The 13,782-nt window shown below is 47.1% G+C and carries 11 protein-coding genes; 9 read left to right on the forward strand and 2 right to left on the reverse strand.

Annotated elements, in window-relative coordinates:
* Positions 1–232: 232 nt before the first annotated feature.
* From ileS to B5F71_RS16250, 4 genes are all read left to right on the forward strand, one after another.
* Positions 233–3,718: an isoleucine--tRNA ligase gene (gene ileS, locus B5F71_RS16235; RefSeq protein ID WP_087212363.1), complete on the forward strand. Its 3,486-nt coding sequence runs from the start codon at positions 233–235 to the stop codon at positions 3,716–3,718.
* A gap of 25 nt (positions 3,719–3,743) precedes the next feature.
* Entirely contained in the window at positions 3,744–4,124 is a 381-nt protein-coding gene (locus B5F71_RS16240; protein WP_013619469.1) for a TraR/DksA C4-type zinc finger protein, read from the forward strand.
* 125 nt (positions 4,125–4,249) lie between these two features.
* A complete protein-coding gene (locus B5F71_RS16245; protein ID WP_087212345.1) occupies positions 4,250–4,903 on the forward strand; it encodes a lipoprotein signal peptidase in 654 nt (217 codons plus the stop codon).
* The gene (locus B5F71_RS16250; protein WP_087212348.1) at positions 4,900–5,784 is read left to right on the forward strand and encodes a DUF4296 domain-containing protein; all 885 of its coding nucleotides are present in this window, start codon (positions 4,900–4,902) and stop codon (positions 5,782–5,784) included. The genes B5F71_RS16245 and B5F71_RS16250 overlap by 4 nt, the downstream gene beginning before the upstream one ends.
* Before the next feature lie 346 nt (positions 5,785–6,130).
* Here the strand turns inward: B5F71_RS16250 and dinB are convergent, their stop codons facing one another.
* Complete coding sequence (gene dinB / locus B5F71_RS16260; protein ID WP_087212354.1) at positions 6,131–7,231, reverse strand: DNA polymerase IV; 1,101 nt, start codon at positions 7,229–7,231, stop codon at positions 6,131–6,133.
* Positions 7,232–7,397: 166 nt separating this feature from the next.
* Between dinB and B5F71_RS16265 the strand changes: the two genes are divergently transcribed.
* The 3 genes from B5F71_RS16265 (at position 7,398) to fmt (ending at position 10,885) form a co-directional block, all read left to right on the forward strand.
* Positions 7,398–7,961 (forward strand): L-threonylcarbamoyladenylate synthase, encoded by a 564-nt coding sequence (locus B5F71_RS16265; RefSeq protein ID WP_164488592.1) that lies wholly within the window; start codon positions 7,398–7,400, stop codon positions 7,959–7,961.
* A 128-nt stretch (positions 7,962–8,089) separates the two neighbouring features.
* Positions 8,090–9,889 (forward strand): chloride channel protein, encoded by a 1,800-nt coding sequence (locus tag B5F71_RS16270; RefSeq protein WP_022038957.1) that lies wholly within the window; start codon positions 8,090–8,092, stop codon positions 9,887–9,889.
* Positions 9,890–9,913: 24 nt separating this feature from the next.
* Positions 9,914–10,885, forward strand: a complete 972-nt coding sequence (gene fmt, locus B5F71_RS16275) for a methionyl-tRNA formyltransferase (protein WP_022038956.1) — start codon at positions 9,914–9,916, stop codon at positions 10,883–10,885.
* Between the two features lie 34 nt (positions 10,886–10,919).
* On the opposite strand, the gene B5F71_RS16280 is transcribed toward fmt, so the two are convergent.
* Entirely contained in the window at positions 10,920–11,636 is a 717-nt protein-coding gene (locus B5F71_RS16280; protein WP_158098123.1) for a NigD-like C-terminal domain-containing protein, read from the reverse strand.
* A 157-nt stretch (positions 11,637–11,793) separates the two neighbouring features.
* On the opposite strand from B5F71_RS16280, the gene B5F71_RS16285 reads away from it, so the two are divergent.
* Together B5F71_RS16285 and B5F71_RS16290 are read left to right on the forward strand one after the other, a co-directional pair.
* The gene (locus B5F71_RS16285; RefSeq protein WP_087212366.1) at positions 11,794–12,348 is read left to right on the forward strand and encodes a sigma-70 family RNA polymerase sigma factor; all 555 of its coding nucleotides are present in this window, start codon (positions 11,794–11,796) and stop codon (positions 12,346–12,348) included.
* Entirely contained in the window at positions 12,345–13,631 is a 1,287-nt protein-coding gene (locus tag B5F71_RS16290) for an outer membrane beta-barrel protein (protein WP_087212361.1), read from the forward strand. The genes B5F71_RS16285 and B5F71_RS16290 overlap by 4 nt, the downstream gene beginning before the upstream one ends.
* Positions 13,632–13,782 lie beyond the last annotated feature (151 nt).

The following is a 13,782-nucleotide window of genomic DNA, read 5'->3' on the forward strand; positions in this document are numbered from 1 at the left end:
CAGGAAGAAAATTAATGCCAGACCGAGAGAAAAACTCAATTTCTTGACTCCGGCTGAGGTCTTTTTCAAAAATATTTCGTAATGTTGCACTCGCTGGTTGACTCTGCCAACGCTTGTTTATGTGAATATTAGCTGAAAAGTTTTCCGGATATTCTTTTTTCTTATAAATTTGCAGCCTAAATTCGGGAAGGGTATTTCCGAAGAAAAAACGAAAAAGATAAATGCATTCTATATGAGTAAGAAATTTACTGAATATTCACAACTGAACCTTTCTGACATCAACAAGGAAGTGCTGAAGAAATGGGACGAGAACGATGTGTTCTCCCGCAGTATGACGGAACGTGAAGGGCATCCTTCTTTTGTGTTTTACGAAGGACCTCCCTCGGCAAACGGTATGCCGGGCATCCACCACGTGATGGCGCGTACGATTAAGGACACTTTCTGCCGTTACAAGACGATGAAAGGCTTTCAGGTGAAGCGTAAAGCAGGCTGGGATACGCACGGGCTTCCGGTGGAACTGGGTGTAGAGAAAGCGTTGGGCATTACGAAGGAAGACATAGGCAAGACCATATCAGTGGCTGAATACAATCAGCATTGCCGTACGGACGTAATGAAGTTCACGAAGGAATGGACCGACCTGACCCACAAGATGGGCTATTGGGTGGACTTGGATAATCCGTATATTACGTATGACAACCGCTACATCGAAACCTTGTGGTGGCTCTTGCAACAACTTTATAAGAAAGGCTTGCTCTACAAAGGATATACCATCCAGCCCTATTCGCCTGCGGCAGGTACGGGGCTTAGCTCGCACGAGCTGAACCAGCCGGGATGTTATCGGGACGTAAAAGACCTGACTGTGGTAGGGCAGTTCAAAATAAAGAACCCGAAACCCGAAATGGCGGAGTGGGGAACTCCTTACTTCCTGGCATGGACCACCACTCCGTGGACCTTGCCTTCGAATACCGCGCTTTGCGTAGGTCCGAAGATAGATTATGTAGCCGTACAGACTTACAATCCTTATACCGGCGAGAAGATTACGGTAGTTCTGGCAAAGGCTTTGCTTTATACACACTTCAACAAGAAGGCGGAAGGCATGGCGCTGGAAGACTACAAGCCGGGCGACAAGCTGGTACCGTTTAAGGTGGTAGGCGAATACAAGGGACCGGACTTGGTAGGCATGGAATACGAGCAACTCTTCCCATGGGTGAAGCCGGTAGAGCTGGACGAAGACGGAAACTGGCATGACGCTTCTGCAAAAGCTTTCCGTGTCATTGCGGGTGACTATGTGACCGTAGAAGACGGTACGGGTATCGTACATATCGCTCCTACGTTCGGTGCCGACGATGCTTTCGTGGCAAAAGCCGCAGGCATCCCTTCGCTCTTTATGATTAACAAGAAAGGCGAGACACGCCCCATGGTGGACCTGACCGGTAAGTTCTACCTGCTGGACGAGCTGGACGAGAAGTTCGTAGCCGAATGTGTAGACGTGGATACCTATAAAGAGTATCAGGGCAGATGGGTGAAGAACGCTTACGACCCACAGTTCACCGTTGATGGCAAGTATGATGAGAAGGCGGCGCAAGCGGCTGAATCGCTCGATGTATATATCTGCATGAAGATGAAGCAGGCAAACCAGGCGTTCAAGATGGAAAAGCACGTACACAACTATCCGCACTGCTGGCGTACCGACAAGCCGGTGCTTTACTATCCGCTGGACAGCTGGTTTATCCGCTCTACGGCTTGCAAGGACCGGATGATTGAACTGAACAAGACCATCAACTGGAAACCGGAATCGACCGGTTCGGGACGCTTCGGCAAGTGGCTGGAGAACCTGAACGACTGGAACCTGAGCCGTTCGCGCTATTGGGGGACTCCGCTTCCTATCTGGCGCGACGAAGACGGTGCCGAAATCTGCATCGGTTCGGTAGAAGAATTGTATAATGAAATCGAGAAAGCGGTTGAGGCTGGTTTCATGGCGGAGAATCCGTACAAGAAACTGGGCTTCGTGCCGGGCAAATATACGAAAGAGAATTACGACAAGATAGACTTGCACCGTCCGTATGTGGACGATATCATCTTGGTTTCGCCTGCGGGCAAACCGATGAAGCGCGAGGCGGACCTAATAGACGTATGGTTTGATTCGGGTTCGATGCCTTACGCGCAATTGCACTATCCGTTCGAGAACAAGGAACTGGTGGATAGCCGTTCATATTATCCGGCAGATTTCATCGCCGAAGGTGTAGACCAGACCCGCGGCTGGTTCTTTACCCTCCATGCGATAGCTACGATGGTATTCGATAGCGTGGCTTACAAGAATGTCATTTCCAACGGATTGGTGTTGGATAAGAACGGAAACAAGATGTCGAAGCGTTTGGGCAATGCGGTAGACCCGTTCAGCACCATCGAGAAGTTCGGTTCCGACCCCTTGCGCTGGTACATGATTACGAACTCGGCTCCGTGGGATAACCTGAAGTTTGATACGGACGGAGTGGACGAAGTGCGCCGCAAGTTCTTCGGCACCTTATATAATACCTATTCGTTCTTTGCTCTTTATGCCAATGTAGACGGCTTTACCTATGCCGAGAAAGAAGTGCCGGTATCAGAACGTCCGGAAATCGACCGCTGGATTCTGTCTTTGCTCAATTCGTTGATAAAAGATGTAGATGCTTGCTTCAATGATTACGAGCCTACAAAGGCAGGACGCTTGATAACGGATTTCGTAAACGATAACCTGAGTAACTGGTATGTGCGCCTGAACCGGAAACGTTTCTGGGGAAGCGCGATGTCGCAAGACAAATTGTCGGCTTACCAGACCTTATACACTTGTCTGGAAACGGTGGCGAAACTGATGGCTCCGATTGCACCGTTCTATGCCGACCGCCTGTATATCGACCTGATAAAGGTGACGGAGCGTGACCATGTGGTATCGGTACACTTGGCAAACTTCCCCGTAGCGGATGAAAGCCTGATAGACAAGGAACTGGAAGCGCGTATGCAGATGGCGCAGGATGTGACTTCGATGGTACTGGCTTTGCGCCGCAAGGTGAATATCAAGGTGCGCCAGCCGCTTCAATGCATCATGGTTCCCGTAGTGGATGAGGAACAGAAACGTCACATCGAGGCAGTGAAGGATTTGATTTTAAGTGAGGTGAATGTGAAAGAGCTTCAGTTTGTAGAAGAAGCCGGTGTGCTGGTGAAGAAGGTGAAATGTGACTTCAAGAAGCTGGGGCCGAAGTTCGGTAAGCAGATGAAAGCCGTAGCAGCAGCTGTGGCAGAATTGTCGCAGGAAGCCATTGCCGAACTGGAACGGAACGGGAAATATGCGCTTCAGCTTGCAGATGGAGAAGCGGTAATAGAAGCATCGGATGTGGAAATCTACAGCGAAGATATCCCCGGTTGGCTGGTTGCTAACGAAGGCAAGCTGACGGTAGCACTTGAGGTGACCATCACTGAATCCTTGCGCCGGGAAGGTATAGCACGTGAACTGGTGAACCGCATTCAGAATATCCGTAAGAACAGTGGTTTTGAGATAACCGACAAGATTCATTTGGTATTGTCAAAAAATCCGAATACAGATGATGCGGTAAAAGAATATAATACGTATATTTGCAACCAAGTGCTGGCAAACTCATTGGAACTGTCTGATGAGGTGCCGGGTGGTGTTGAACTGAACTTTGATGATTTCACGTTGTATGTGAAAGTGTCGAAACTCTAATTATTAACTTTAAAATTATTATTTTATGGCTGAAAAGACAAGATACTCTGACGCAGAACTCGAAGAATTCCGCGCTATTATCATGGAGAAACTTCAGCTCGCCGAGCGCGACTATGAAAAATTGAAAAGCAGTATCATGAATACGGACGGCAACGATACGGACGATACTTCCCCTACTTATAAAGTATTGGAGGAAGGTGCCAACACGTTGTCGAAAGAAGAGACAACCCGCCTGGCAGCCCGTCAGCTGAAGTTCATCCAGAACTTGCGTGCCGCATTGGTACGTATTGAGAACAAGACGTACGGCATTTGCCGCGAGACGGGGAAACTGATTCCGAAAGAAAGGTTGCGTGCCGTGCCTCATGCCACGCTGAGCATTGAGGCAAAGCAGCACGGAGTAAAATAAATGATTGAGTCGGCAAGGTATCGGTTGACAAGGTGACAGGACTTTAAGATAGAAAGATAAAATGTCCGAAAGAACCTTGCCAACTTGTCAACTCGTTAGCTTGTCACCTATAATAAAGTGGATAGATGAAGAAGATTCTGACGCAAGGGCGTCTGGCGGCTTTGATAGTTTTCGTGGTATTGGTAATAGACCAGGTAATCAAGATTTGTGTGAAGACAGGAATGTACTTACACGAAAGCATTCATATTACAGATTGGTTTTATCTTGTTTTTGTGGAAAATAAAGGAATGGCTTTTGGAATGGAAATCCTACCGAAGCTACTTCTTACGATGTTCCGTATTGTGGCAGTCATATTCATTACGTGGTATTTGTATAAGGCTACGCATCGGGCAGAAAAGTTGAAAACAGGGTATATCGTTTGTTTGGCTTGTATGCTGGCTGGAGCCATAGGCAACATCATTGATTGTGTGTGCTATGGTGAAATTTTCAGCGAGAGTACTTCTTATACACTGGCCCATTGGGTGCCGGTAGGTGAAGGATATGGCTCTTGGCTGCATGGCAAGGTGGTGGATATGTTCTATTTCCCTATTATTGATACTTATTGGCCCGACTGGATGCCTTTCTGTGGCGGTGACTGCTTTATTTTCTTCAGCCCCATTTTTAATTTTGCAGACGCTTCAATCAGTTGTGGAGTGATTGCAGCATTTTTGTTTTATAGTCGGACATTGGGACAAGAGTTTCAGAAAATGGAGAATACCAAGGAAGAAAAACAATCATGAGAACAACGACTGGATTGTATGTAGTATTGGCTTTAGGCTTGCTGGCAAGTTGCGGGAAGAAGATTCCCGATGACATTATCCAGCCGGATGCCATGGAGAGCCTGCTGTATGATTATCATCTGGCTTCTACCATGAGCACCTCGTTGCCGTATGCCGAATCGTACAAGAAAGACGCTTATTTGGATTATGTTTTCCAAAAGCATCAGGTGACCGAGGCCGAGTTTGACTCGTCGATGGTATGGTATACCCGTCATGCAGAGAAACTGGCAACAATTTACCGCAGCTTGCAGGAACGGTTGGAGAAAGAGGAAAAGCAGATGAAGGAAGTAGTGGCAAAGCGGGACAATCAGATTGATGTCTCGATGTCGGGCGATACGGTAGATGTATGGCAAGACCGTCCGTTGTATTGGCTCTCTGCTTCTCCGTTGACCAACAAGGTGGTTTTTGATTTGAAGACGGATACGACATTCAAGCCTTATGATGCCATGGAGCTGAAGGCTGATTTCCACTTTATCCCTTCTTCGGCGAAACAATCGGGCAAGGCTGTCATGGCACTTAATTTTTATTTCGATAACGACAGTGTGCAAGGCTTGACCCGCATGGTTACACATTCGGGGATGCAGCGTTTGTATCTGCGTCCCGATTCGGCTTTTGCCATTCAAAGCATCAGTGGTTTTGTTTATTTTATGGATGAAGAGTCTACGGGAACATCGTTATTGGTAAATGATATCCATTTGACCCGTTATCACGTAAAAGAGAAAGAAGCTGTTTCTGTGCCGGATACTGTTGCAGTCAGAGATACATCAAGGCTGGAGCGGAAAGAAAGAGTGGTAGGCCGTAGTCAAATACAACCTGTCAGGAAAATAGAGAACAGAAAATGAGACGTGTGGCTACGCATCGTGTTTACCAAGTGAATACAGGGGATTGGCTGTCTTTTCCGGTGCTTAAATTGGATGAAGCTGGGAATGTTGTCCGGATATATCCGTTGGCAGAGGAAATCAGTCATACAGAATGGTTGCCTGGCATGATTTTCGTGTCTCCTTTTTTTATAGAAAGAAAAGGTAGCGAGCCGTTTTCTGTTTTTTTTCATCGGCTGAATCAGGAAGTGGCATGCTTGCCTGTCAGTTCTTTGTCTTGCCGTGCCTATTGGCTTACTTCTTTCAATCTTTCTGCATTAGAATTTACTTCGGAAAGCCGTATTATTGCATTATAGTTGTCTGTTAATACTTATTCGTCAAAGTTTAGCCGGAGTTGACTCCATTCTTTTTTCTCGCTGTTGCGAGAGGTAAACGAATTTTCTTTGGGATTGGATACGGAAAGTCCCAGCAGGCGCACAGGGTGAGTTTCGTAATCTACTCCATTCAGTAATTGCTTGGCGAGAGGCAGGATTTCTTTCAGGGTGCGGAGCGGTTTGTCTGTACTCAAGCTACGGGTGATTTGGGTGAAATCATGGAATTTCACCTTAAGGGTCAGGGTAGAGCCTTGGAAGTTTTTCCGTTCTAAGCGTTCGCACAGTTCGCAGGCCACGTGGTATAATTCGATGATGACCGCAGAACGTACAGATATGTCTTTTTCCAGGGTATGCTCGCACCCGATGGATTTACGGATACGGGTTGGTTCTACAGGCCGGTTGTCAATACCGCGGGCGAAATCGTAGTAAATCTGTCCAGCTTTACCGAATTGGCGCACAAGCATTTCCAGCGAACATTCGCGCAATGTCCGTCCGTTATAGATACCTAGAATATGCATTTTTTGTGCCGTGACGGGGCCTACACCCCAAAAAGCCTCAATAGGTAAGTGATCGATAAAGTCTTGTGCCTGTGCCGGATGGATGGTGCATAAGCCGTCAGGCTTGCGGAGGTCGGAAGCTACTTTGGCGAGGAATTTGTTGTAGGATATACCTGCCGAAGCTATGAGGTGCAGTTCATCGCGGATGCTTCGTTTGATTTCACGGGCTATATCTACCGCCAGTTCCATGCCTTTCTTATTCTCGGTCACATCGAGAAAGGCTTCGTCCAGCGAGATGGGTTCGATGAGGTCGGTGTAGCGGTGGAAGATTTCGTGTATCTGTGCTGATACTTCTTTGTACACGTCCATTCTGCCTTCGATGAAATGAAGATGAGGGCAGAGTTTACGCGCTTTGACCGACGACATGGCAGAACGTACACCGTACTTGCGGGCTTCGTAGCTGGCAGCAGCCACTACGCCGCGTTTGTCGGCGTGGCCTACGGCAACGGGTTTTCCTTTCAACTCGGGATGGTCGCGTTGCTCGATAGATGCATAGAAGGCATCCATGTCAATATGGATGATTTTTCGTTCGGTTGTCATAAAGTAAGGCTTTCTTCGTGCAAATTTAATGAAAGTTTTGTACTTTTGTGCGACTTGTGGTTTTTGGAACACAAGGACGCGGAGGCGCAAAGCGTTTTCTTGAAGATTTTTTTGTGTTTTTGTGTCTCGACGCTTCTGTATTCCTTATATAAATAGGTATGATATGATGAAAGAAGAAATCAGGAAAGCATGTGAAGTGATGTATAAAGGAGGAGTGATTCTCTATCCCACTGATACGGTATGGGGCATCGGGTGTGATGCTACCAACGAGGAAGCAGTGAAACGGGTGTATGAAATCAAGCGGAGGGCAGACAGTAAGGCGATGCTTGTGCTGGTGGATAGTCCGGTGAAGGTCGACTTTTATGTACGTGAGGTTCCTCCTGTAGCATGGGATCTGATAGAGATGACCACCAAACCCTTGACCATCATTTACGATGGCGCGAGAAATTTGGCACCTAACCTGCTTGCCGAAGACGGGAGTGTAGGTATCCGTGTGACCAATGAGGCTTTTTCGAAAGAACTTTGTTTTCGTTTCCGCAAGGCTATCGTTTCCACTTCGGCAAATATCAGCGGGCAGCCGTCACCGGCAGTATTCAGCGAAATAAGTGAGGAAATCAAGCAGGCTGTGGATTATGTGGTAAACTATCGTCGGGAAGAAACCGGTCATCCCAAACCATCCAGCATCATTAAGTTGGGTAGAGGGGGCGAAGTGAAGATTATCCGTGAATGAAATGAACTCCATGCGAGGAAAGAAACGGGGGTTAACACGATGAAGCGATTTTTTATTTATGGAATGATAATTCATGAAAATCTGCATGTATCCGTGTTTCTTCCGGGTGAATTAAATAACTGAAAATAATGAGGACTTCTGAAGAGAAATGGGATGTGCTTCAGCGTTTCATCAAGTGGCGCGAGAAGCACATTAAAGACAAACAGTTCATTCTGATACTGAGCTTGCTGGTAGGTGTGTTTACGGCACTGGCAGCTTACGTGTTGAAGTTTCTGGTAGAATATATCAAAGAGTTCCTGACTGACCGTTTCGACCCGATGGGTGCCAACTGGCTGTACTTGGTATATCCGGTGGTCGGTATTTTTATTACAGGATTGTTTATCCGTAAGGTAGTGCGTGATGACATCAGTCATGGGGTGACAAAAATCTTGTATGCTATCTCGCGGAAGCAGAGTCACATCAAGCGGCATAATATGTGGTCGTCAGTGTGTGCTTCGGCAATAACCATCGGCTTCGGTGGTTCAGTGGGAGCCGAGGCGCCGATTGTGCTGACTGGTTCGGCTATCGGTTCTAACTTGGGAAGCCTGTTTCGCCTGGACCATAAGACGTTAATGCTTCTGGTGGGATGCGGGGCAGCCGGGGCAGTATCTGGTATCTTCAAGGCACCCATTGCGGGGCTGGTGTTTACGCTGGAAGTGCTGATGATTGACTTGACAATGGCATCCTTGCTTCCGTTGCTTATCACTAGCGTGACAGCTGCTTCGGTGTCTTACCTGTTGACGGGTACGGAGGCGATGTTCCAGTTTCATCTGGATTATCCTTTTTCGCTGGAGCGTATTCCTTATGCCATCGGGCTGGGTATCTTCTGCGGATTGGTGGCATGGTATTTTACCCGTGCAATGAACTGGATAGAGAATATCTTTCGCCGTTATCCCAACCCGTACGTGAAGTTTGTGATAGGAGGAGCGATGTTGAGTGTTCTGATTTTCCTTTTCCCGCCGCTTTACGGTGAAGGCTACGATACTATTACACTGCTGCTGAACGGTACCAAGGAGAGCGAATGGGACACGGTAATGAATAATTCGCTTTTTTATGGCGATACGCACTTACTGATACCTTACCTGTTACTGATTATCCTGTTTAAGGTGTTTGCTTCCAGTGCTACGAACGGCGGTGGAGGGTGTGGTGGTATTTTTGCTCCGAGCCTTTTCCTAGGGTGTATTGCCGGTTTCGTTTTCTCGTACGTATGCAATGAATGTGATTTGGCCACTACTTATATCCCGGAAAAGAACTTTGCTTTAATGGGAATGGCGGGCCTGATGTCGGGCGTAATGCATGCTCCGCTGACAGGTGTTTTCCTGATTGCAGAACTGACAGGTGGTTATGCCTTGTTCTTGCCGCTGATGATTGTTTCGGTGTGTGCCTACCTTACTATTATTGTGTTCGAACCTCATAGCATCTATTCGATGCGTCTGGCGAAGAAGGGCGAACTGATAACTCATCATAAAGACAAGGCAGTGCTGACATTGATGAACATCGAGAGTATTGTGGAGAACGATTTTCTGAAAGTTCGCCCAGACATGGACTTAGGCGAGATGGTGAAAGTTATCTCTCAGTCGAAACGTAATCTGTTTCCCGTGGTTGATGTCAACGATGAATTGATAGGCATCGTGAAGCTGGACGACATACGGAACATTATCTTTCGTCAGGAACTGTATCACCGGTATTGGGTGGAAGGCTTTATGGAAAAGCCTAAGGCACGCATCGTAAAAACCGATTCGATGGAAGAGGTGATGAAGAAATTTGATACTACGGGTGCATGGAACTTGCCGGTAGTAGATGAGGCTAACCGTTATTTGGGATTCGTGTCGAAGTCGAAAATGCTGAATACCTATCGTCAGGTATTGGTAGACCTCTCGGCAGAATGAGAAACATAAACAAGAAAAAGATATATGGAAAAGACTGATTTACGTATCGTCTATATGGGTACTCCCGAATTTGCAGTGGAGAGCCTGAAATGTCTGGTAGAGGGCGGATACAATGTAGTAGGGGTTATCACGATGCCCGACAAGCCAGTGGGACGTCACGGAAGTGTGCTCCAGCCCAGTCCGGTAAAAGAGTATGCTGTTTCACAAGGATTAAAGGTGTTGCAGCCAGAAAAACTGAAAGACGAACATTTTCTGGAAGAACTTCGTGCCTTGCATGCTGACCTTCAAATCGTGGTGGCGTTCCGGATGTTGCCCGAAGTGGTATGGCAAATGCCCCGTTTGGGTACATTTAATCTTCATGCTTCCTTATTGCCTCAATATCGGGGAGCGGCTCCTATCAATTGGGCGGTCATCAATGGAGAGACAGAAACGGGTATCACTACCTTCTTTCTAAAGCACGAAATCGATACGGGGGAAATTATCGACCAGGTCCGTGTTCCCATAGCCGACACGGACAATGTAGGTATGGTTTATGACCGACTGATGAGGCTAGGGGGTAATCTGGTGCTGAAGACTGTCGATGCTATCCTTAATAATAGTGTGAAGACTGTTCCACAGGAAAAATTGGCAGAAGGAACCGTCCTTCATCCGGCACCAAAGATATTCAAGGAAACGTGTCGCATCGACTGGACGAAAGGCGTGAAGGCGGTATACGACTTTATCCGTGGATTGTCACCTTATCCTGCTGCGTGGACAGAACTGTGTGAACCGGATGCATTGCCTGTTACATTGAAGATATATGAGACAACCAAGGAATTTGCCAGCCATTCGCTGGTCCCTGGTACCATTGTGACCGACAGAAAGTCTTATTTCAAGGTAGCTACTACAGATGGTTACCTTCATCTTCTGTCGTTGCAGCTGGCAGGCAAGAAACGGATGGATGTTTCCGATTTTCTGCGAGGTTATCGCCATACGGACGCGGCAACGGTGAGGTAAGGGTAAAATTATAGTTTCCAGCAGATGAAAGAATTTATTCTTTCAGTGCTTTCCATTCGGCACGGCTGTTTGCCCCACTGTTATAGAAAATTCTGAAACCTTTGTAACCGGAAGGGTAGAACTGGTCGATGCTTTCCAGTGTGAACGAAATCATCGATTCGGTGGAGGTGGTGGCGTAATCACCTCCGGCATCGTGTCGTAATTCTACGGGTAGCAGGCCTTCGGTATCGGGACTGCTGCCTTCTTTCACTATCAGATTGAACCGATGGTAAGTTTGTGCACTTCCTTCGTAAGTATATTGGATATTGAGGTGATTTTTGCTGAGCGATGCATTGGTGATTTGCAGCGGGTCAGTTCCAAACATGTCTACACTGTCTGCTTTTAGCATTTCGGCTCTTCGGGTTTCCACTTTATAAAGCAGGTCGACAATACGCACAGGGTAACTTTCGTGGGTGCTTCGTGGAGTGACATAGTTTAAGTAGACGAATCCTATCAGTACGCGTTGTCCGGTAGAGTCGGCGTCTATTTGGCTTATCATTTCTGGGTTTTCGGGCATCAGAGTGCCGTATCTGTCCGATTCAATGGACAGGAGTTCTCCGTTCATCATTACAGTGCCCAAGGTGGAGAATGTGCCAGCATCGCTTTGGGTCAGGTTGTCGAGGGTATCGTCCTTGGTCAGTGTACAAGAGGGAAGAGTTCCCATAAGCCCCGCAATAGTCAAGGCAACTAAAAAGTATTTTGCTTTCATCATAAAATCTGTATCTTTGTCATTTTTATGAATAAATGCGAGAGGGGCATAATTACTGCATCTGCCTTTGTTAAAACAATTTAACGCATATTTTTGGAAGAGTCGATGCAGTATTTGCACAATCATTACATTTTCAATAAAAATGCAACAGAAAGCAGACATATCAGAAGAAGAACTGGTGCTTCGATGTAAGCAGAAAGATATGCAGGCACGCCGTTTGCTCTACGAGCGTTATGGTGGTGCTTTGCTGGCTATTTGTCTTCGCTATACAGGAGACAAAGAGGTTGCCGAGGATATCTTGCACGATGGCTTCCTGCGCATTTTTGAATCTATAAGCCAACAGTTTACCTATCAGGGCGAAGGTTCGTTAAAGGCATGGCTTTCGCGGGTGATGGTCAATGAGGCACTTGGCTATCTGCGTAAGCGGAATGCCCAAGTACAGCAGGAAGTGTTGCTGGATGAGATTCCCGATATGCCCGATGCTGACGAAGACGATTTCAATGGCATACCTCCCTCGGTTTTGATGCAGATGGTCAAGGAATTACCTGAAGGCTACCGCACAGTGTTTAATCTTTATGTGTTCGAGGATAAGAGTCATAAGGAAATAGCTTCGATGCTGGGAATCACGGAGCATACTTCATCGTCCCAGTTCTATCGGGCAAAGAATTTGCTGATTAAAAAAATTAATAATTATAGAAAAAAGGAGTTGCAATGATGGACAAAGACAGATGGGCTGCACATTTTAAGAAAAAGATGGAGGACTATTCCGAACCTTTGCCTGAAGGGTTGTGGGAAAGACTGGAAGCAGAAATGTCATCTTCGCCGAAGGTTGTGCCGATGTGGCGGATGCGGCGTTTTGCTGTAGCTGTTGCAGCGGCGTTGGTGGTATCTGTATCGGTTCTTACTGCTTGGTTAGCAGGATTCTGGGCTGAAGAACTTGAGCAGCCCGATGCTGTGGTGGCAAAAAAGAATACCTTCCCAGTTGCTCCTGATGAAAAACCTTTGCTTCCTTCTGTATCCCGTCCTTTATCGAAGGTGGCAGTCGAAACACCTTTACTGGCTGATGCCCGAATGACACATTCGCTAAGTGAGTCGCCGGTGCAGTCTTTGTCGGAGGTGGATGATTCGGAAACGGTTGCGACGCCAGAAGGTGAGGAGAGTACACGACAAACAGGAGAAAATCTTCTCTCTGCTTCCGAATCAAAGGTGCGTAAGCATCGCCGTGCATTTGATCAGGAACAGATGCAGCGGAACCGTGAAGTGTGGGAAGGGAAAAAGGAAAATGCTGAAAACCGTCATTGGTCAATAGGGCTCAATACAGGAAATATGCCTTTCAGTTCGTCTAACTCATTCAATGGGGTCGGTCGATTGAGTTTACAGGCTGCGCAAGTTTCGGTATCGGAGATGGTGATGGCTTCCGAAGATGCCGGACGTACTGCTTATAATCAGTTATTGTTTAATAATCGTGACCAGACTTCGAAGACCGAGATACATCACAAGATGCCTGTCACAGTGGGGGCATCGTTTAAATGGAATTTCTCGTCCCGATGGGCACTTGAGACAGGGTTGACTTATACGCTCCTTTCGTCCGACCTTCGTTCGGGGACGGATACCTATCTCGAAGAAGAGCAGAAGTTGCATTATATTGGCGTACCGGTGAAATTGCATCGTTCACTGTTTGACAGCCGGTGGATTTCGCTTTATGCTTCGGCAGGTGGAATGGTGGAAAAATGTGTGTCTGCCAGTCAGGATGTGGTTTATGTCAACGGAATGACTTCGCGTGAGACGGAACATCACTCGTTGCATATTAAGGAATGGCAATGGTCGGTAACGGCGGCTGCAGGTGTACAAGTGAACATCACACCGCAGATAGGATTGTATGCCGAGCCGGGTATTGCATATTATTTTGATGATGGAAGTGATGTGGAAACTATCCGGAAGGAACATCCACTTAATTTTAATCTTCAAGTGGGTTTGCGGTTCAGCTTGACGAAGTAGGTGTCATAGGAACAGTTTCTTAAAATGGGGGGTGAGTTTGTGAGCCCACCGTCAAGTTAGAAGTGCAACTCCGCCACCGCCTTCCTCCGTCCTTGGAGCGTAGCGGAAAGGGCGGAGGAAGGCGGTGGAAGCCCGGAATCAGGGTCATCCG

This window comes from Bacteroides sp. An269, assembly GCF_002159755.1.
Classification (GTDB): Bacteria; Bacteroidota; Bacteroidia; order Bacteroidales; family Bacteroidaceae; genus Phocaeicola; species Phocaeicola intestinalis.